The sequence below is a fragment of the Micromonospora sp. C81 genome, from assembly GCF_018070425.1.
In the GTDB taxonomy this organism is placed as follows: Bacteria; Actinomycetota; Actinomycetes; order Mycobacteriales; family Micromonosporaceae; genus Micromonospora; species Micromonospora zamorensis.
Genome location: NZ_JAGPXS010000031.1, coordinates 1 through 19,025 on the forward strand (window position 1 = coordinate 1; position 19,025 = coordinate 19,025).

General features: G+C 73.2%; 16 protein-coding genes. 12 read left to right on the forward strand and 4 right to left on the reverse strand.

Annotated elements, in window-relative coordinates; translation table 11 throughout:
• The first annotated feature begins 103 nt into the window (after positions 1–103).
• A complete protein-coding gene (locus KBX46_RS31045; protein ID WP_210795547.1) occupies positions 104–619 on the forward strand; it encodes a 2'-5' RNA ligase family protein in 516 nt (171 codons plus the stop codon).
• 25 nt (positions 620–644) lie between these two features.
• On the opposite strand, the gene KBX46_RS31050 is transcribed toward KBX46_RS31045, so the two are convergent.
• Together KBX46_RS31050 and KBX46_RS31055 are read right to left on the reverse strand one after the other, a co-directional pair.
• Entirely contained in the window at positions 645–1,289 is a 645-nt protein-coding gene (locus tag KBX46_RS31050) for a hypothetical protein (protein ID WP_210795549.1), read from the reverse strand.
• A gap of 209 nt (positions 1,290–1,498) precedes the next feature.
• A complete protein-coding gene (locus tag KBX46_RS31055) occupies positions 1,499–3,724 on the reverse strand; it encodes a family 43 glycosylhydrolase (protein WP_210795551.1) in 2,226 nt (741 codons plus the stop codon).
• 154 nt (positions 3,725–3,878) lie between these two features.
• Here KBX46_RS31055 and KBX46_RS31060 point away from each other — a divergent pair, with 154 nt between their 5' ends.
• From KBX46_RS31060 to KBX46_RS31090, 7 genes are all read left to right on the forward strand, one after another.
• Entirely contained in the window at positions 3,879–4,622 is a 744-nt protein-coding gene (locus tag KBX46_RS31060) for a helix-turn-helix transcriptional regulator (protein ID WP_210795554.1), read from the forward strand.
• Between the two features lie 96 nt (positions 4,623–4,718).
• Positions 4,719–5,762, forward strand: coding sequence for a cytochrome P450 (locus tag KBX46_RS33235; protein ID WP_308159751.1), 1,044 nt, complete (start codon positions 4,719–4,721; stop codon positions 5,760–5,762).
• On the forward strand, positions 5,759–6,580 hold the full coding sequence (locus tag KBX46_RS31070; RefSeq protein WP_210795557.1) for an isocitrate lyase/phosphoenolpyruvate mutase family protein: 822 nt from the start codon (positions 5,759–5,761) through the stop codon (positions 6,578–6,580). The genes KBX46_RS33235 and KBX46_RS31070 overlap by 4 nt, the downstream gene beginning before the upstream one ends.
• 99 nt (positions 6,581–6,679) lie before the next feature.
• Positions 6,680–7,648 (forward strand): DUF5715 family protein, encoded by a 969-nt coding sequence (locus tag KBX46_RS31075; RefSeq protein WP_210795559.1) that lies wholly within the window; start codon positions 6,680–6,682, stop codon positions 7,646–7,648.
• A gap of 5 nt (positions 7,649–7,653) precedes the next feature.
• On the forward strand, positions 7,654–9,243 hold the full coding sequence (locus KBX46_RS31080) for an asparagine synthetase B (RefSeq protein ID WP_210795560.1): 1,590 nt from the start codon (positions 7,654–7,656) through the stop codon (positions 9,241–9,243).
• Between the two features lie 59 nt (positions 9,244–9,302).
• Complete coding sequence (locus KBX46_RS31085; protein ID WP_099853787.1) at positions 9,303–10,133, forward strand: MerR family transcriptional regulator; 831 nt, start codon at positions 9,303–9,305, stop codon at positions 10,131–10,133.
• A gap of 69 nt (positions 10,134–10,202) precedes the next feature.
• Positions 10,203–10,679 (forward strand): DUF1203 domain-containing protein, encoded by a 477-nt coding sequence (locus KBX46_RS31090; RefSeq protein WP_210795562.1) that lies wholly within the window; start codon positions 10,203–10,205, stop codon positions 10,677–10,679.
• A gap of 29 nt (positions 10,680–10,708) precedes the next feature.
• Here the strand turns inward: KBX46_RS31090 and KBX46_RS31095 are convergent, their stop codons facing one another.
• Together KBX46_RS31095 and KBX46_RS31100 are read right to left on the reverse strand one after the other, a co-directional pair.
• Positions 10,709–11,959 carry an SLC13 family permease gene (locus tag KBX46_RS31095; protein ID WP_210795563.1) on the reverse strand — a complete coding sequence of 417 codons (1,251 nt, stop codon included), beginning with the start codon at positions 11,957–11,959 and terminating at the stop codon, positions 10,709–10,711.
• Between the two features lie 187 nt (positions 11,960–12,146).
• Positions 12,147–13,592 carry an LVIVD repeat-containing protein gene (locus tag KBX46_RS31100; RefSeq protein WP_088948290.1) on the reverse strand — a complete coding sequence of 482 codons (1,446 nt, stop codon included), beginning with the start codon at positions 13,590–13,592 and terminating at the stop codon, positions 12,147–12,149.
• Positions 13,593–13,730: 138 nt separating this feature from the next.
• On the opposite strand from KBX46_RS31100, the gene KBX46_RS31105 reads away from it, so the two are divergent.
• The 4 genes from KBX46_RS31105 to KBX46_RS31120 all read left to right on the forward strand — a co-directional run bounded on the left by KBX46_RS31105 (position 13,731) and on the right by KBX46_RS31120 (position 18,978).
• Entirely contained in the window at positions 13,731–14,444 is a 714-nt protein-coding gene (locus KBX46_RS31105) for a DUF305 domain-containing protein (RefSeq protein ID WP_210795564.1), read from the forward strand.
• Between the two features lie 26 nt (positions 14,445–14,470).
• Entirely contained in the window at positions 14,471–15,694 is a 1,224-nt protein-coding gene (locus KBX46_RS31110) for a sensor histidine kinase (RefSeq protein ID WP_210795565.1), read from the forward strand.
• Positions 15,691–16,356, forward strand: coding sequence for a response regulator transcription factor (locus tag KBX46_RS31115; protein WP_210795566.1), 666 nt, complete (start codon positions 15,691–15,693; stop codon positions 16,354–16,356). Before KBX46_RS31110 ends, KBX46_RS31115 begins: the two co-directional genes overlap by 4 nt.
• Before the next feature lie 147 nt (positions 16,357–16,503).
• Positions 16,504–18,978: an ABC transporter permease gene (locus KBX46_RS31120; protein ID WP_210795567.1), complete on the forward strand. Its 2,475-nt coding sequence runs from the start codon at positions 16,504–16,506 to the stop codon at positions 18,976–18,978.
• Positions 18,979–19,025: the final 47 nt, after the last annotated feature.

Here is a 19,025-nt window from a genome sequence, read left to right on the forward strand (position 1 = left end):
GCCGCTAACTTCATGATCGACGCGGGGGGTGGGGTGGCTGCGCGGAGCGCATTGCCGTGGGGGATCAGACGGTCGGGCGGAACAGTCCCGCTAGCGTGGCGGGGTGCGTACCGTCGAACTGGTCTGCTCGCCTGGGTTGGACGCCGAGGTCCGGGCGGTCTGGGACCGGTTGGCGGCTGCCGGGTTGCCGAGCCTGGCCCGCAACACCCACCCGACCAACCGGCCGCACCTGACCCTCGCCGCCGTCGACGAGTTTCCGCCCGGCGTCGAGCGCCGCCTCGCCGAGCTGTTCGACGCCGCGCTCCCGATCCCGGTCACGCTCGACCGCGTTGTCGTCCTCGACGGCAGCGCCCCGCTGGTCTGGCTCGTGCAACCCACGTCGGCGCTGAACGCGCTGCACGCCGCCGCCTGGGACGTTCTCGCCGAGGCCGACGGGCACCGGCCGTGGCACGCGCCTGGCTTGTGGGTGCCACACCTGAGCCTGGCCCTGCGCTTTCGCAACGCGGACCTGCGGTTGGCCCGTGCCGTCGCCGGTGGGCAGCGCCCGACGGGGGACTTCGACGCCGCGCGCAGCTACGACGGCACGGACCGGACGGTGACACCGCTGACCACGCCCTAGGCCCGTCGCGGCGTGTCAGGGGCCTTCAGTTGCTGCCCCCGCCGCCACCGCCGTCGCCGCCCCCGCCATCGCTCCCGCCGCTGAACTCGCCTCCGCCACTGCCGCCTGCACCGCCGGCGTAGCCGTGACGGCCGTCGTTGAAGGGCAGATCACCGCGGATGCCGCGCGGCTTGGGCCGCTTGCCCGGCCCCGCGAGGTGTTGCAGGCAGACGCGGTCTGAAACCGGGAAACATTCGCCACGACCTCCGCAGTCGGCCAGGTAGCGGTTGCCATTCTGGACGCGCACCTCCTGGTCCACCCGGAACAGCAGGGGAAGGCCGGTCGGACCACAATTTTCGTCCCGGCGGCCGTGGTTCAGCGTGGCGAGCAGGGCGCTGCGATCGGTGTTGGTCATGCCTCCGCCTGTCGCGGGCCTGGGCTGGTGCGGCAGAGGGCGCCCGAACGCGGCGTCGCAGAAGGCGGCGTAGTCCTGCGCATGCCGGGTCAGTTCCTGCCACAGATCGTCCACGACCACCGACGGCACCGACAGCTTCGCGCTGCCCTGGCGGGCGATGATCCGGAACCACTGCCGGGTCGCGGTTTCGACGAGGGCGATGTCGTCGTCGCTGAGATGGGGGTGCCGGTTTCGTAGCTGCTGCCGCCCGCTGGCAGGGAACTGCAGGTCGGTCACGGCGCGGAGTCGGTGAGGGGTGCGGTTGCTTCTGAACGTTGTCCAGTTCATGCGGCTGCTTCCATCCGCCCGGGTGCGGGCGCTAGGGCCTCGACTTGCCGAAGTGGCGCCGCGGCTCCTTCAGGGTAGGGCAGTCGGCAAGTGCGTCACCAGACACGACGTTGACCGGGTCGAAGGGCCCCCTGCACGTCGGCAGGGGGCCCGCCGCTCTAGCGGTAGAAGCGCAGGTAGTCGAACTCGGCGGTGACCGCCGGTTCGGCGCCGCCGTGCGCCACCAGGCCGATCCGGGGAGTGGTGTCGGCCGGGAACGTCCACACCGCACCCCACGTCCAGGTACGCCCGTCCCGGCTGGAACCGGCCCGGAACTCGTGCTCCCCGGTGGCCGGGTCGACGTGGTGCGCCAGTCGTAGCCAGGTGGTGGTGGCTGGGGTGCCGACGATGCTGCCGCCGTAGACCGGCTGGCCGGCGAAGGGCAGCTCGTAGCCGTACTCGACCTGCCGGGTGTTCCAGATCGCCACCTGGGTCAGCCGGGCGAACCGGTCGTCGTCCACGTAGGCGACCAGGCCCGCCTGCTGGTAGTTGCGGACGGACTCCTCACCCAGGTCCAGCGTCACCTTCGTCTCGACGACGTAGTCGCCGTGCGGCGCGTCGCGCAGCAGCACGCCGGCGGTGTTGCCGGTGCCGGTCAGGTCGGCCGACTGCACCGGCCAGCGCAGCGCGCCGTCGGCGGCGGTGACCGCCGGATCCTCGCGGACCCACCGCCAGTCGCCGTCGAGCCCATCGGTGAACTCGTCGGAGTACGCCCGCAGCGGCGCCCCGACGCGGGGCTCGGGCACCGCCCGCTTCGCCGGCTGGAACAGTCGGGCCACGCTGACGTTGTCGAACTCGGCCGGACCACCGGCGGCGGCCAGCCCAGGCCGCCCCGCGACCGGGCGGTCCAGCCGCAGCGACACCACGGCGACCTGGTCACCGAGACGGGCCGGGCTCAGTTCGGCGACGAGTTGCTGTCCGCGTACCTCGATGGCCAGATTGTGCGGGTCGGCCAGGTCGAGCCCGACGGGCAGCGGCGTGGTCGCGCGGCGGCGGCCGTCGCTGGCCACGAGCCGGCCGGCGGCCGCGTCGACGCGGACCTCGACCCGGTCGCCGAGGGTGACCCCGGCGCTGGCCGCGCCGGTGAGCCGCAGGTCGGTCTCCGCGCGCACGTCACCGCCCACAGTGGTACGACTGGTCAGCGCGCCGCTGCCGACGAGCCGACCGTCGGTGACCCGCCACTGGCCCGTGACACGTCGCCAGCCGGCCAGCCCGGTGTTGTCGAACCGGTCGTCGACCCGGCCGGTGGTCACCGGTGCGGGTCGGGCGCCCTCGGACGGTCCGGCGCCGGCGTTCACGGTCGGCCAGCCGTCGATCCAGTCGAGGCGGTCGAGCAGCATCGGGCGTTCGTTGATGCCGAACGGCTCGTCGAGGTACGGGTCGGCGCGGTCGATCGCGTGGTAGACGATCCAGTCCTGACCGGTCAGGTCGGTGAGGAAGCCGTTGTGCCCGGTGCCGATCCACCGGTTGCCGTTCTGGGTCAGCACCGGCGTGCCACCCGCCCGGGACGCGGTCAGCGCGACGCCGTCGCGGTCGGTGAACGGGCCGCGCGGGCTGCGTGCGCGTCCCACCTGGACGGAGTAGCCGGTGGCCGGGCCGGCGCAGCAGTTGGCCGTGGAGGCGAACAGGTAGTACCAGCCGTCGTGGCGCAGCACGTAGCTGCCCTCGAACTTGTTGTCGATCGCCACCTGCGTCGGTGTGCCCACGGCCGTCAGCCCGTCCGCGCTGAGTTCGGTGACCGAGATGCCGCCGTAGTAGCTGCCGTAGTAGAGGTAGCCCCGGCCGTCGATGTCGGTGAACTGGCTGGGGTCGATGGTCCACAGATAGCCGCCGCCCCCGCCGGGGCGGGGGGCCACCACGGGTTGCGCGGCGAAGGTCCACGGGCCGGTCGGGGTGGGTGCGGTGGCCGCGCCGATGGCGTAGTCGCTGCCCTCGGCGGAGACGGTGGTGTCGGTGACCGTCACGTACATGACCCACCGATCGCCGACGCGGCGCACGTCAGGTGCCCAGAAGGCCGCACCGGGCGCCGCGTACGGTGGCCGCTGCTCCGGACCGAACGCGTCCCCGACGTACGCCCAGTCGACCAGGTTGGCCGAGCGGGCGGTGGGCACCCGGAGGAACTCGTGCTCGCCCTCGCGCAGCGGGTCGGTGGTGCCGTAGGCGTACCAGAAGCCGTCGTCGCCGCGCACGATGACCGGGTCGGCGAACGTGTCGCCCACCCCGACCGAGATCGGATTGTCGTAGCGGGACGGACCGCCGGAGCCGGCGGCGGGTGGGGGCGCCAACGTGGCCAGGATCAGACCGAGCGCGGCGGCGAGCGCGCCGCCGCGGCGAAGGTGTCGCATGTGGACCTGCCTCGGGGGAGTGGGCGTGGGGTCGTGCCCTCGTTTCTACAACGATGGATACAACGTTGTAAAGAGATCGACGCCTGCGGTCTCGCGTACCCGCGTGCCGCACCCGGCCGCTCAGCGTGCCGGTGGCCGGGGCGATGATGGGGCCATGAGTGCTGGCACCGAGGGCCGGGGAATGGCCGAACTCGCCGCGCTGCTGGCCGACGGCACCCGGGCCGGCATCTGCCTCGCGCTGCTCGACGGCCGGGCGTGGACCGCCGGGGAGTTGGCCCGCCGCGCCGGGGTCGCCCCGTCGACGGCCAGCGACCACCTCACCCGGCTGGTCCGGGGCGGGCTGCTGGTCGAGGAACGGCAGGGTCGGCACCGCTACCTGCGGCTGGCCGGGCCGTCGGTGGCCCAGCTGATCGAGGACCTGGCCGGGCACGCGCCGACCCCACCCGCGCCGGTCGGGTCGCTGCGGGCCGCCACCGCGAGCGCCGCTCTGGCGTACGCCCGGACCTGCTACGACCACCTGGCCGGGCGCCTCGGTGTGCTGATGTACGACGCGCTGCTGGCCGACGGACGGCTGGACCGGTCCAGCGGGTTGGCGCTGACCGCCGACGGGTGGGCGTGGGCGGCCGACCTGGGCGTACCCGTGCAGGTGCTGCGCACCGCCCGCCGCCCGGTGGTCCGCGACTGCCTCGACTGGACCGAACGCCGCTCGCACCTGGCCGGGGCGCTCGGGGCGGCACTGTGCCGCCGCTTCACCGACCTGGGCTGGCTCACCCAGGGCGCCGGCCGCGCGATCCGTCTCACCCCGATCGGTCGCGTCGCCCTGGCCGAGACCCTGCACGTCCCGGACGACACCCTCACCCCCACGTCGCCCCCGACACCCACCAGTGGCCGAGCCTGACCCACCGCCCACCCCGCCAGCGGCCGCCCTCGCGCGGCGCGGTGCGGGCTTGACTGTTCGGTGGGGAGCGAAGGGTTCGGGTTCTACGGTCGGGCCGTGACTGACAGCTGGCCTGACATCGCTCCCGCTCCCGGAACGCCGGACTGCGGCCCGCCCTCGTTCGAACCGGAGCGCGGTTGGTGGGTGACACGGCACGTCGACGTGCGGGCGGCGCTCACCGACCCGGCCTTCCGGGTGCCGGCCGTCGAGAGCGGCCCGCCCGGCACGCTCGCCTGGCTGCGCGCCTCGGTCAGCCGGTTCAGCCCACCGCAGCAGCACGCCGAGCGCCGGGCGGTCGTGGTGAGCGCCCTGACCGAGTTGGACCCGGACGAGCTGCGGCACGAGGCGGCCCGGCTGACCGTCGCTGTCCTGGACCGAGCCGGCGACCGCCTCGACGTGACGCGTGACGTGGCCCGGCCGGTGCCGCTGCGGGTGCTGGCCGGTCGGCTCGGCCTCGCCGATCCGGCAGCCGCCGGGACGGCGGTCGCTGTCGTCGCTGCCGCGTACCACCCGGGGGTTGATCCTGCGTTGGCCCGGCGGGCCGACCAGGCTGTCGCGACGTTGCTGGCGCTCGCGCCGCCGGCCACGCCGGAGGTACGGGCGAACCTGATCGGCCTGCTGGTCCAGGCGTGCGACGCCACGGCCGGTCTGATCGGTGCCGCCGCCCACCACCTGCTGCCACCGCTCGGCGGCCTGCCAGGCGGTGTGCCCGGACCCGCGGAGACCGGCGCGATGCTGGCCGAGGTGCTGCGGCTCGACCCGCCGGTGCGGGCGACCCGGCGCGTCACCACCGCCGGGGTACGCCTGGGTGGGCGGGACCTGCCGGCGGGCAGCCCGGTGCTGCTGCGCTTCGACGCCGCCAACCGTGACCCGCGGGTGTTCTGCGAGCCGGCGGCGTTCCGGCCCGGTCGGCCCGGTGCGGGTCTGCTGACCTTCGGGGCGGGGGAGCGCGGCTGCCCCGGCGACCGGCACGCCCTGGCCCTGGCCGCCGGGGTGTTCGACGTGCTGCGCGCACGCTGCCGGCGTCTCCGAGCCGACCTGCGCCACGAGCCGCACCCGACCCTGCGTGTCCCGACGAACCTGGAGGTGAGCATCCGATGACCGACCACCGTGCCGACTTCCGCGCCCTGCACCACACCGGCCGACCCCTGCTGCTGCCGAACGCCTGGGACCACGCCTCGGCGGCGGCGCTCGCCGCGCGCGGCCACCCGGCGATCGGCACCACCAGCCTCGGGGTCGCCGCGGCGGCGGGCCGACCCGACGGCACCGCGGCCACCGCGCAGGAGACCCTGGCCCTGGCCCGCCGGCTGGCCAACCTGCCGGTGCTGCTCAGCGTCGACATCGAGGCCGGGTTCAGCGATGATCCGGCGGTGGTCGCCGGGTACGTGGCGGAGCTGGCCGGGCTCGGCGTGGTCGGTATCAACCTGGAGGACGGGCGTGCCGACGGCACCCTCACCGAGCCGGAGTGCGTCGCCGCCAAGGTCGCGGCGGTGAAGGCGGCGGTGCCGGACCTGTTCGTCAACGCCCGGACCGACACCTGGTGGCTGGGGGTGGACGACCCGCTGCCGCAGACTCTCGCCCGGGCCCACGCCTACCGGGCCGCCGGCGCCGACGGGATCTTCGTGCCCGGCATCGTCGACCCGGCCACGCTGCGCGTGCTCACCGGGCGGATCGACGCCCCGGTGAACGCGCTGTACCAGCCGGGCGGACCAGGACTGGACGAACTGGCCGCCGCGGGGGTTGCCCGGGTCAGCACCGGCTCCCTGCTGTTCCGGGTGGCGCTGGCCGCCGCGCTCGCCGCCGCCGACCAGGTACGCGCCGGCGGGCTCGCGACGACGGAAGGGCTGCCGTCGTACGCCGAGGTGCAGGGCCTGGTGCCGCCGAGAGCCGGTGTCCAACCGGACGGTCGGCTCCCTTAGGAGTAGATAGGAGGATTGTTCGGTCCACTCCGGTCTCGGCAATTACGGTGTGTTACAGGGCGAACCACCCAGTGTCGTGACCGGAGAAGGGACCCCGTCATGCGTGTGCCCAGCCGTAGCCCGGGACAGCAACCCGGTTCGCCCGTGTCGCCCACCGCGCCGGCACGCCGCCGGCCCCCCGGCGCGACTCCCCGCCGCGTTCCCGCCCCCGAGCCGGACCTCGCCGCCTACCGGACAGCCGTCGCCGAGCTGCTGGTCGAGGTGGGCGCGCTGGCCGACGCGTCGAGCACCCGGGCTCGACAGGTGCTCATCGACGAACGACTGCGTGAGCCGGCGCTCGCCGACGTCCTCGACGCCACCCCGCAGGGGCTGATCGGCGCCCGCGAGACGCTGCTGCTGGAGATGGCCCGCTACCAGCCGAACGACCGCACCTCGGCGCGTGACCTCACCGCGCTGGTCCGGATCTACCTGCTCTCCCGCATCGACGTGCTGTGGTGGCAGGACGCCCCGACGTTCCTCACCGACGACCAGGTCAACGGCAGCGCCGAACTGGTCGACCTGGAGTGGCTGCGCCGCCGCGACCTGCTGGGCTTCCGCTACCAGGAGCAGCCCGCCACCATGCTGGGCCGGGCCGCGCGCGGGCTGCGTCGGCGGCTGCGACCGGACCTCACCCCGCGTACGGCGGGGCTGCTGTTCCGTCGGGCACGACGCGAGGTGGTGGCGCTGCTCAACGACATCGCACGCGAGTTCGCCGCCGCCGCGCCGCCGGCCACCCCGCCGCTGTGGGTGACCAGCCTGGTCCGCAGCGCCGAGCACCAGCACCGGCTGCGCCGCCTGGGGTACGCCGCGATGCTGCCCAGCGGGCACTGCCTCGGCTACTCCGTCGACGTCGAGCTGGCCTGGTTCGAGCGCTTCGGCGCGCGGGACACCCTCGCGGAGGTGCTGCTGAACAGGCAGCGAGCCGGGGAGCTGAACGTGATCGACGAGGGCCAGGCCTGGCACCTGTGTCTCGCGCCCACCGCCCGGCGTCGCCTGCGCCGGGCCTACGAGGCCGAGATGGGGGTCTGACCCCGGTGTGCGGCATCGCGTTGAGCATCGGCCCCGAGGCCGACCCGGCGACGTTCCGGCGGATGCTCGCCGTCCTGGCCCCCCGCGGTGAGGTCACCGAGACCCGGTCCGAGAACGGCCTGCTCGCCGGCACCCGCCGGCTTCGTGTCGTCGACCGGGACCGGGCGGTGCAGCCGTGGACCTCGACCGACGAGCGCTGGCTGCTCTGCTTCAACGGCGAGATCTTCAACTACCGGGAGCTGCGCGCCCAACTGACCCGCCTCGGGCAGGCATTCCGCACCGAGAGCGACACCGAGGTGCTGCTCGCCGCGTTCCAGCAGTGGGGCGAGGCGGCGGTGACGCGGCTGCGCGGCGAGTATGCCTTCGCGGTCGTCGAGCGGGCCACCGGCCGGACGTACCTGGCCCGCGACCCGATCGGGGTCAAGCCGCTGTACTGGTCCCGCCGGCCCGGCTGCCTGCACCTCGCCTCCGAGGTCAAGGCACTCGTCGGGCACGGTGCCCCGATCGCCGAGGTGCCGCCCGGGCACCACGGTTGGGCCGAGGCGGACGGGCACGTGCGGCTGAACCCGTACGTCGACCTGCTCACCATCGGCGACGGCCTGCCGATCATCGACGACCCGGACGAGGCCGCCCTGCTCGTCCGCGCCGCGCTGAGCGACTCGATCCGGATGAGGGTGGAAACCGACCTGACCGTCGGGGTGGTGCTCTCCGGTGGGCTGGACAGCTCGCTGACCCTGCGGCAGGTGCGCGACATCCACCCGGACTGCGTGGCGGTCACCGTCGGCGCTGCGGACAGCCCCGACGTGGCGTACGCCCGGCGGCTCGCCGCCGACCTCGACGTGCCGCACGTGGTGGTCGAGCTGCGTCCGCGCGACATCCGGCTCGCCGACGTCCGCGAGGCGATCCGGATCTCCGAGCTGACCGAGTACGGCGACATCATCAACGCCGTCGTCTCGGTGCCGATCTTCCGACGGCTCCGTGACCTGGGCATCAAGGTGGTGCTCACCGGCGACGGCTCCGACGAGCTGTTCGGCGGCTACCGGATGTATCACCAGGTCGGCCCGGCCGCGGCCCGCCGACTGTTCCTGCACCGCATCCGCAATCTGTGCCGTACGGAGTTGCAGCGCGTCGACCGGGCCGCCATGGGGCACGGGGTGGAGGCGAGGTTGCCGTTCCTCGACCTCAGTGTGGTGGAGCTGGCGATGCGGCTGCCGCTGGATCTGAAGCTGCGCCACGGGCAGGAGAAGTGGATCGTCCGGCGGGCGTTCGCCGACGTGCTGCCCGACTACATCCTGCGCCGCCCGAAGAACCCGATGTCGTACTCGTCGGGGTTGCACGAGCGGGTGCGGCTGTACAAGCCGCTCTTCGCCCGGCTGCACCGCTCGTTCGGCTACGACCTGCAGGAGCCGGTCCGCCGGGACTTCGACAGTGTCCTGAGCCGCTGCGGCAACGACCTGGACCGGGCCATCGCCGACGGGCTGACCCGGCCCGACTACACGGTCCTGGAACACGCCCGCGACCTGGTCGGCGCGGCCAAGTGGAACGCCGCGCCGATGGTCCGTCGGCTGGTCGGCCCGCGCCCGGCCCGCCGCTGAACCGCCCCGCGGGCCACGCTTGACTCTGACACGGTGTCAGGGACGAGCGTGGAGGGACCATGTTCACCATCGGAGACTTCGCCAGACTCGGCCGCGTGTCGGTGCGGATGCTGCGCCACTACGACAGCATCGGCCTGCTGCGCCCCGCCAGCGTCGACCCGCACACCGGTTACCGCTTCTACCGGGCCGACCAGCTGCGCCGGCTCAACCGGGTGATCGCCCTCAAGGAGCTGGGCCTCACCCTCGAACAGGTGCGCGCGATCGTCGACGACGCCGTTGACGTGGCCGAGCTGCGCGGCATGCTGCGGCTGCGCCGCAGCCAACTGGCGGAACAGCTGGCCGCCGACACCGCCCGGTTGACGGCCGTCGAGGCGAGGCTCCGTTTGATCGAGTCGGAGGGTCGGATGACCACCCAGGAGGTCGTACTCAAGGAGATCGTGCCGGTCCGCGTCGCGGAGTTGACCGCTGTCGCGCCCAGTTACCAGGGCGAGGACATTGGCCCGGTGATCCAACCGCTCTACCCGGAGTTGTTCCGTCGGCTGGCCGGCGCGGGGATCACGCCGGCGGGGCCGAGCATCGCCTGGTACGAGCCGGCCCCCGGCGACGACGGCGACGCGGTGGTGGTGCACGCCGGGGTGACCGTGGGGGTCGGGGCGGAGGCCGCCTCCGACGTCGCGGTGGTGGACCTGCCCGCGGTGCGCACCGCCGCGACGATCATCCACCACGGTGCAATGGACGACGTGGAGGAGAGCATGCAGGTCCTCGCCCGGTGGATCGAGGACAACGGCTACCGCACCGACGGGTTCGCCCGTGAGGTGTACCTCGACTACTGCCCGGACGCCCCGGAGAAGGGCGTCACCGAACTCCAGCTCGCCGTCCACCGGGACTGAGTGACCGCGGCCCAACGTCAGGTCCGATCGCCGCCAGCACTCCCGCCGTCACCGCGCCAGGCTGGACCGATGACGAACAGCACCACGTTCCGCGTCCACGCCCTGCCGGCCGCCGCGCTCGACACCGTCCGCCGGACCGGCCGGGACGCTGCCGACCGGCCCGTCGAGTCGCTCCGAGCCGGTGGCGGCGAAGCCCTGCGCTGCTGTCTGCGCGATGCCGACGAGGATGAGGAGCTGCTGCTCTTCGGGTACGCGCCGCCGGGCGCCGCCGGCCCGTACCGGGAGATCGGACCGGTCTTCGCGCACGCCACCGCCTGCCCCGGCCCGGACCCGGCGGGCGGGCACCCGCCGGCCTGGCGGGGGCGACCCCAGGTCCTTCGGGCGTACGACCGGCAGGGCCGCATCTGCGGCGGCCGGCTGCACGACGGCACGGACCCGGAGGGGGTGATCGCCGAGCTGCTGGCCGACCCGACGGCCCGTGAGCTGCACAGCCGCAACGTGGTGTACGGCTGCCTCATGTTCGTCGTGCGGCGGGCGACCGGGTGACCCTGGCCCTGCTGTCCGCGCCCGGTCGCTCAGCTCACCAGCAGCAGCGCGCCGACGGCGGCGAGGGTGCCGGTGACCGCGAGCACCGTGCTGGTCACCACGAACCGGGTCACCGGCACCCTCACCCCGGCGGCCCGGCACCGCTCGAACCACAGCAGGGTGGCCAGTGACGCCCAGGGGGCGGCCAGCGGGCCGATGTTGGTGCCGATCAGCAGGGCCAGCAGACGGGTGTGGTCGCCAGCCGGTAGCACCGACTCCCCGGCCAGGTAGGCGGGGAGGTTGTTCACCGCGTTGGACAGCAAAGCGCCGGTGCCGCCCGCGCGCAGCGCGCCCAGCGCCCCGCCGTCGGTGCCCAGCAGGTTGCCCACCAGGTCGTCCAGCCCGTGCCGGCCGAGGGTCTGCACGACCAGGAACAGGCCGGTGACGAAGAGCAGCAGCCGCACCGGCACCAGCCCGGGGCGCAACGTGGCGGGGGACCGGACCACGAAGCCGAGCAGCACCAGCGCGAGCGCGACGGTGGAGGCGAGCCCGATCTCCACCCCGGCGACGATGCCGGCGACGAAGAGCAGGCAGCCGGCGAGCGCGGTGCGGTGCAGCACCGGATCGGCCGGTACGTGCCGGGCCGGCGCAACGAACCGTCCCCCGATCGGCCGCTCGCGCCGCCACCAGGCGTACCAGAGCAGCACCATGGTGACCGCCACCGCGGCGAGCTGCGGCAGCGCCATCCGCTCGGCGTACGCCAGCGGTGTCAGTCCGACCCGATCGGCGGCCAGCAGGTTGGTCAGGTTCGACACGGGCAGCAGCAGGCTGGCGGTGTTCGCCAGCCAGACGGTGGTGACCGCGAGCGGGGCGGCGGGGACGCGCAGGTTGCGGGCCAGCGCGAGCAGCACGGGGGTGAGCAGCACTGCGGTGGTGTCGAGGTTGAGCACGAGGGTGGTCACCGTGGCCAGCCCGCCGCAGAGCAGGAACAGGGCAGCCCACCGGCCCCGGGCGGCGATGGCCAGCCGGCTGGCCAGCACGTCGAAGACGCCGGCGACGGCGGTCAGCTCGGCGAGCACGATCACGGTGCCGAGGAAGAGCAGCAGCGGCAGGATCCGGTGCAGTGTCGCGGTGGTCTCCGCGCGGGGCAGCAGCCCGCTCAGTGCGCAGGCCGCGCCGACCACGGCGAGGACGACCGCGACCAGGTCCAGCGGGTGGGGTCGCCAGCGCCTGGTCGGCTCGGGTGGTGCGGGCGGCGCATCGGCGACGGCGGCAAGCTTCACGTCTGACGACGTTCGCATGACGGTCGGTCTGCCGCCCGCGCTGGCACCGCCGTCGTGACCAGCCCCACCATCGCCGGGGGAGCGCGGTCGGCCGGGCGAGGTGGCCCGGTGCGGGGGAACCAGACAGACCGGGCGGACCTGCCCGAACACGGCCGGGCCCGGCCCCCGAGGATCAGGGGCCGGGCCCGGTTTCGTGCTTCGGTGCCTACCAGCCCAGGTAGCTGGGCTGGGTCTGCACGTTGAGCTCCTTGTAGCGGGTCAGGTTGGCCGTCCAGGTACGCCAGTCGTTCAGCTCCAGGACGTCCAGGCCCTTCACCATGTCGTTGGAGTAGATGTGGCCGTTGTAGTAGTACGCGGACCAGGTGCCACCACCGACGGGCCTGTCGGCCGACAGCGGACCGCGCTCCCAGAAGGCGATCTCCTTCGGCTTGGCCGAGTCGGTGAAGTCCCAGACCGAGATGCCACCCTGGTACCACGCCTGGACCATGATGTCCTTACCGAGCACCGGGATCAGCGAGCCGTTGTGCGCCACGCAGTTCTCGGTGTCGGAGTTGTTGCGGGGGATCTTGTAGTAGCTGCGGAAGTTCATCTTCCGAGCGTCACCGCGACCACTGATGTCATAGATGGCATCCGCGCCCCGGGTCGGTCCGACGGCCTCGTTGCAGGTCGCGGCGCCGCCGCCACCCAGCTCGTCGGTGAAGATCACCTTGGTGCCGGCGTTGTTGAAGGTGGCCGAGTGCCAGAACGCGAAGTTGACCGTGTCGCGGACCCGGTTGATCACCCGCGGCTTCTCGCGGTTCTTGATGTCGAGCAGGATGCCGTCACCCATGCACGCGCCGGCGGCCAGGTCCTTGGCCGGGTAGACGGTGATGTCGTGGCAGCCGGTGGTCGCCGAGCCGGTCTCACTGCCCGGGAAACCGCCGTCCGGGAAGAGGTTCGGGGCTGCGATCACCGCGGCGTCGGTCGGCTTCTTCACCGGCACCTTGATGATGGAGATCGAGTCGTGCGGCGGCTGGCAGTCCGGGAACTCGGCCCGCGGGCTGTACGACGAGACGTACAGGTAGACCGTCTTGCCGCTCTTGCCCGGCACCAGGGTGTGGGTGTGTGAGCCGCAGGCCGTCTCGACGGACTTGATGTACCGCGGGTTTGCCTTGTCCTTGATGTCGAAGACCTTGATGCCCTCCCAGGACTCCTTCACGTCCGCCCCCTGCGTGGTGCTGTTGCAGGAGTCGTCGCTGCGGGACGAGTCGGTGGAGAGGAACAGCAGGTCACCGTGGACGGAGATGTCGTTCTGCGACCCCGGGCAGAGCACCCGGGACACGACCGTTGGCGCGCTCGGCCGCGAGATGTCGTAGATGACGAAGCCGTTGTAGTTGCCCGCGAAGGCGTACTTGCCCTGGAAGGCGATGTCGCTGTTGGTCGCGTCCAGTGGGGCGACCTTCGGCACGTTGGCGATCTGACGCAGGTTGGGGCTGCTCACGATCTCGTCGACGCCGGGGATCGTGTTGGTGGGGGCGGCAGCTGGCGCCGCCTGGGGCACCACCTGGGCGTTGCTCGCCGGGGCGACGAGGACGCCGGCGACGAGGAAACCGGTCGCGGCGAGCGCCACGATGCGGAGTTGTCGTAACCGTGGCTTGTGGAGTCTGATCATCGGCGAGGCCCTTCGCAAGGGGAAGACGATGGTCGACACCTTACCGTCCGGAGAAGAACGTCGATGTGATCTGTGTCACATGAAAGTGTCTTCTTCAATGGATAACATCGCGATGACCTCGACCCCAGGGAGTTGCCCATGACCAACCGGCGCGCACGAACCCTGGCGATCGTCACACTGGCGCTTGTGCTGCCGCTGGTGGCATTCATCGTGATCCGCTCCGGGGACGACACCGCAACGGGGGCCGCGCGGCCGGCCTCCGCGCCCGCCACCTCGGCACCCCCCGCGTCGCCCTCCGCCAGCCCCGTGCCCACCGACCTGACCGTCATCGCGCCCGGTCGTCCGGGTGAGTCGGCGACCACCCGCGCGGCCCACGAGGTCCGCGACGCCGGCCCGGCGCCGCACAACTCGTTGGACGTCTGGTTCGTGCGGATGATGATCCCGCACCACGCGCAGGCTCTGGCGATGGCGGAACTCGCCCCCGACCGGGCCGCCGACCCCGACATCCGCGCGCTCGCCGACCGCATTCGCGCCAGCCAGGGGCCGGAGATGGGCATGATGCGGGGCTGGCTCCAGACTCGCGGGCTCCCGGCGGAGGTCCAGGGGCACGACCACGGCACCATGCGTGGCATGCAGACGCCCGAGGCGATGCGGCAGCTCGCCGCGACCCGTGGCGCGGACTTCGACCGGCTCTTCGTGCGGATGATGACCGAGCATCACGAGGGCGCCATCGAGATGGCCACCAACCTGCTCAAGGTCGGTTCCGACCTGACGCTCAACGAGTTCGCCAACTCGGTCGCCACCGAGCAGACCGTCGAGATCGACCGCATGCGTGAGGTCCTCGGGGGCTGAGCCCGGCCTCCCGGCACGTACGCTGGGTGACCGTGAGACGCACCATGTTCGGTCGGCCGTTGCGCGGCGTCGCCTTCGACGTGGCCGTGTCCGCCCTGGTGGCGCTCGTCAGCCTGACCGCGGCGGTGAACCAGCCCGGCGGCTGGGCGGCCACCCTGGTCGGTGTGGCAATGGCGGCGGCGCTGGTGTTGCGCCGCACCCACCCGAGCGCGGTGACCGTGGTGGTCGCGGCGCTCGCCCTGGTCCAGGTGATCGCCGGGTGGGGCCCGCTCGTCTACGACATCGCCGTCCTGATCGCGCTCTACAGCGTGGTGAAGTACGGCGAACGGCTCCGCGACGGCGTGGTGGCCGGCGCGGTCGCCGCCGTCGGTGTGCTACTCGCCGCCGCGCAGACCCCCCACGTCGTCCAGTGGTGGATCACCGCGCTGTGGTACGCGCTGGTCACCGGCGCGGTGTGGTTGGTGGCGCTGAACGTGCGGACCCGCCGGCTCTACGTGCTCAGCCTGGAGGAACGGGCCATGACCCTGGAACGCGAACGGGAGGCCGAGTCCCGGGCGGCGGTCGCCGAGGAGCGCACCCGGATCGCGCGTGAGCTGCACGACGTGGTCGCCCACAGCATGGCGGTGATGATCGTCCAGGCGGACGGTGCCCGGTTCATGCTCGACCGTGACCCCGCCCAGGCGCGCACCGCCGTCAAGGTGGTCGCGGACACCGGCCGCCAGGCACTGGAGGAGATGCGCCGGCTGGTCGGCGTCCTGCGCGACGCCGGCCCGGGCGGCGGCGCCGATGGGGCCGACGGGCTCGTGGTGGCCGCCGACCCGGAGCACCGGCGCCTGGCCCTGGCCGAGTTGCCCGACCTGCTGACCCGGTTCGGCGACGCCGGGCTGCGCATCCGCAGCACCGTCACCGGCGCGCCGCCGGCCCTGCCCCCGGGCCTGGAGCTGACCGTCTACCGGGTGGTGCAGGAGGCACTGACCAACGCGCTCAAGCACGCCGGCGTCGGCGCCGGTGTGGAGGTCTGTCTGGCCTACACCGCCGAGGCCGTCGTCGTCCGGGTGGTCGACAACGGCCAGGGCCGCCCGCTGGTCAGCCCCACGCCGTCGGGTGGTCACGGTCTGCTCGGCATGCGGGAGCGGGTGACGGTGTACGACGGCAGCCTCACCGCCGGCCCCCGGCCAGTCGGGGGCTGGCAGGTCGAGGTGCGGCTACCGCTACCGTCTGAGCCGGCAACGGAGGTGATCGCGGCATGACGATCCGGGTGGTGATCGTGGACGACCAGGCGCTGGTCCGCGCCGGGTTCCGGATGGTGCTGGACTCCCAGCCCGACCTGGAGGTGGTCGGCGAGGCGATCGACGGCGCGGACGCCCTGCGGGTGCTCGCCCGCACCGAGGCGGACGTCGTCGTGATGGACATCCGCATGCCGACCATGGACGGGGTGGAGGCGACCCGGCGGCTTTGCGCCGACCGGCCCGCCGGCCCGCCCCGGGTGCTGGTCCTGACCACCTTCGACACCGAGGCCGACGCGTTCGCGGCCCCCCAGGCCGGCGCGAGCGGGTTCCTGCTCAAGAACGTCCCACCGGAGGAACTGCTCGCCGCGATCCGGGTGGTCGCCCAGGGCGACTCCGTGGTGGCCCCGTCGATCACCCGGCGGTTGCTGGACCGTTTCGCCGGGCAACTCGGCGCCGGTCCCAGCGCCGACCCCCGGCTGACGCAGCTCACCGACCGGGAACGGGAGGTGCTGCTGCTGGTCGCCCAGGGGCTGTCCAACGCGGAGATCGCCGCCCGGGTGCACGTGGCCGAGGCGACGGTCAAGACCCACGTCGGGCGGATCCTGGCGAAACTCCAGCTGCGTGACCGGGTCCAGGCGGTGGTCCTGGCGTACGAGAGCGGGCTGGTCACACCCGGGGGGTGACCCCGCGTACGACCTGGGTCGTAGCGGCCGACGTGTGCACCGCGACCCGGGACGCACGCAGGTCGAGCGCACAGGTGGAGATGGACGGACCGACACCGGCCATAGCGTCGGAGGGGTCCGATCCGCCACCTGCACCGGGAGCCCCGCTTGATCCGCCTGACCCTGCGCTCGCTGCGTGCCGAAGCGCTGCGCATGCTGCTCTCCGCGCTGGCCGTCGTGCTCGGTGTCGCGTTCGTCGCCGGCACCATGATCTTCGTCGACGGGATGCGCGCCGGCACCTACGAGCGGGCCGGCACCTTCGACCGCCACACCGACCTGGGCGTCTACTCGGCCGGCCGTGAGCTGCTGCCCCCGACCCTGGTCGATGAGGTGCGCGCGGTCGACGGGGTGGCCGCCGCAGCCGGTGAGCTGACCAACACCGCCGGAGTCGTCGGCGTCGACGGCCGCCCGGTGCTCGGCTTCACCGTGCTCGCCGCCATTCCCACCGAGGACGCCCTGCGCTCGTACGACGTGGTCGCCGGCCGACTGCCCGATTGTGCCGGGGAGGTGGTGCTGGACGCGCCGACGGTCGCCAAGGAGGGCTTCGTGCTCGGCACGCCGGTCCGCGTCGGCGGTTCCGGTGGCCCGGCCCGCCCGTACACCCTGGTCGGCACCGTCGACGTGGCTGGCACCGCCCGCGACGTCGGCGGTCCGTTCGTCGGCATGGTCGGGCCGGACGCGCTGGCACTCACCGGCGAGCGCGGCTACGGCCGCATTCTGGTGGCGGCCCGACCTGGGGCCTCCGTCTCGGCGCTGACCGACCGTGTGCGCGCCGCGGCGGGCGCCGAAGCCACAGTGAAGAGTCGCCAGCAGATCCTCGACGAGGCCGTCGAGGACGCGGTGCGCAATGTGGACCAGTTCCGGATGCTGTTGCTGATCTTCGTCGGGGTCGCCGTGGCGGTGGCGGGCTTCGTGATCGCCAACACCTTCGCGATCGTGCTGGCCCAGCGCACCCGGCGTACCGCGCTGCTGCGCCTGATCGGGGCGACCCGCGGGCAGGTCTTCCGGGCCGCCGTGCTGGAGTCGGCAGTGCTGGGGCTGGTCGCCTCCGCGCTCGGGGTGCTACTCGGGGTGAGCCTCGCCGGCGGGATGGGGCTGGTGATGTCCCGACTGGACGTGCCGGTCGCCGGTGGCCTGACCGTGTCCGGTTCGACAGTCCTGACCGGCCTGCTGCTGGGTACCGCGCTGACCGTGTGCGCCGCCCTGCTGCCGGCCTGGCGGGGGACGCGGGTCGCCCCGGTGGCCGCTCTCACCGATGCCGCGGTGCAGCCCGCCCGGAGTGCTGGCCGGGTACGGCTGACCCTCGGCGCGGTGGTGCTGGCCATCGGGGTCGCGGCGTTGGTCGGCGCCGCCAGCGCCGGCCAACTGATCCTGGTGGCCGGCGGCGGGGTGCTGGCCTTCTTCGGGATCGTCCTGTTCGGACCGGTGCTCGTTCCGGCCCTGGCCCGGGTGTTCGGCTGGCCGGCACGGCGCGTGCTCGGGGCGACCGGAGCGCTGGCGGTCGCCAACACGGTCCGCAACCCGCGGCGCGTCGCCGCGACCGCTACCGCCCTGGTGATCGGGATCGGACTGGTGTCGGCGTTCATGGTCGGCGCCCGCAGCACCAAGGACGGCATCGAACGCAGCGTGGACGCCCAGATCGGGACCGACTTCGTGGTCAGCGGTATCGGTCAGGATCTGCCTGGCGCGCTCGCCGGTGAGCTTGCCGCCCGCCCCGAGTTGGGTGTGGTGCACGAGCAGCGCAGCACGGTCGTCGCCGACGTCGAGATCCGCGCGGCCCACCCGGCGCTGGTCGGCCGGACGCTGGAGCGGGTGCTCGCCGGCGACGCCGGCCGGGTCGGGCCGGGGCAGGTGCTGGTCCATCGTGAGCTGGCGCAGGCCCGCGGCTGGCAGATCGGCTCGCCGGTGACCGTCCAGGGCCGGTCGTTCCGGGTGGCCGCCGTGGTCACCGACGACACTCGCTCCGACGGCGCGCCCGTCGGGCACGTCATCGACATGGCCGACGAGGACTTCGCCGCGCTCTTCCCCGCCCAGCGCGGTTACCTGGCCGAGATCGACCCCGCCACCGGCGTGAGCGCCGAACGGGCCCGGGACGCGATCGAGGCGGTGCTGGGCCGCTACCCGACGGTGAACCTGATGGACCAGGGGGCGTACAAGAAGATGCTGACCGGCACCGTTGACATGCTGCTCGTCCTCGTCACCGCGCTGCTCGGCCTGGCCGTGGTGATCGCCCTGGTCGGTGTGGCGAACACGCTGAGCCTGTCGGTGGTCGAGCGCACCAGGGAGAACGCCGTGCTGCGGGCGGTCGGGCTCACCCGAGGGCGCATGCGGGCGGTGCTCGCCATCGAGGCGGTGCTGATGGCGCTGGTCGGCGCGGTGCTCGGGGTGGGACTGGGCACCGGGGTCAGCGCCTCCGCGATGGCACTGCTGACCCGCCTCGGCGGGGACTTCCACGTGGTGCTGCCGCTCGGCCAGCTCGGGCTGACCCTCGGCGTCGCGGTCCTGGCCGCCCTGCTCGCCTCGGTGCTGCCCGCCCGCCGGGCGCTGTCCCGCCCGGTCGTCGAGGCGCTCGCCGACCAGTGACCGACGCGGTCCCGGCCGCGCGCGACCCGAACGGACATCCGCCGGCC

Excerpts from the sequence above, each read along its gene's own strand:
- KBX46_RS31090 (WP_210795562.1), top strand. The coding sequence starts at position 10,203 with ATGACGAACAGCACCACGTTCCGCGTCCACGCCCTGCCGGCCGCCGCG.
- KBX46_RS31095 (WP_210795563.1), bottom strand. The coding sequence starts at position 11,959 with ATGCGAACGTCGTCAGACGTGAAGCTTGCCGCCGTCGCCGATGCGCCG.
- KBX46_RS31075 (WP_210795559.1), top strand. The coding sequence starts at position 6,680 with ATGCGTGTGCCCAGCCGTAGCCCGGGACAGCAACCCGGTTCGCCCGTG.
- KBX46_RS31115 (WP_210795566.1), top strand. The coding sequence starts at position 15,691 with ATGACGATCCGGGTGGTGATCGTGGACGACCAGGCGCTGGTCCGCGCC.
- KBX46_RS31105 (WP_210795564.1), top strand. The coding sequence starts at position 13,731 with ATGACCAACCGGCGCGCACGAACCCTGGCGATCGTCACACTGGCGCTT.
- KBX46_RS31060 (WP_210795554.1), top strand. The coding sequence starts at position 3,879 with ATGAGTGCTGGCACCGAGGGCCGGGGAATGGCCGAACTCGCCGCGCTG.
- KBX46_RS31085 (WP_099853787.1), top strand. The coding sequence starts at position 9,303 with ATGTTCACCATCGGAGACTTCGCCAGACTCGGCCGCGTGTCGGTGCGG.
- KBX46_RS31100 (WP_088948290.1), bottom strand. The coding sequence starts at position 13,592 with ATGATCAGACTCCACAAGCCACGGTTACGACAACTCCGCATCGTGGCG.
- KBX46_RS31070 (WP_210795557.1), top strand. The coding sequence starts at position 5,759 with ATGACCGACCACCGTGCCGACTTCCGCGCCCTGCACCACACCGGCCGA.
- KBX46_RS31055 (WP_210795551.1), bottom strand. The coding sequence starts at position 3,724 with ATGCGACACCTTCGCCGCGGCGGCGCGCTCGCCGCCGCGCTCGGTCTG.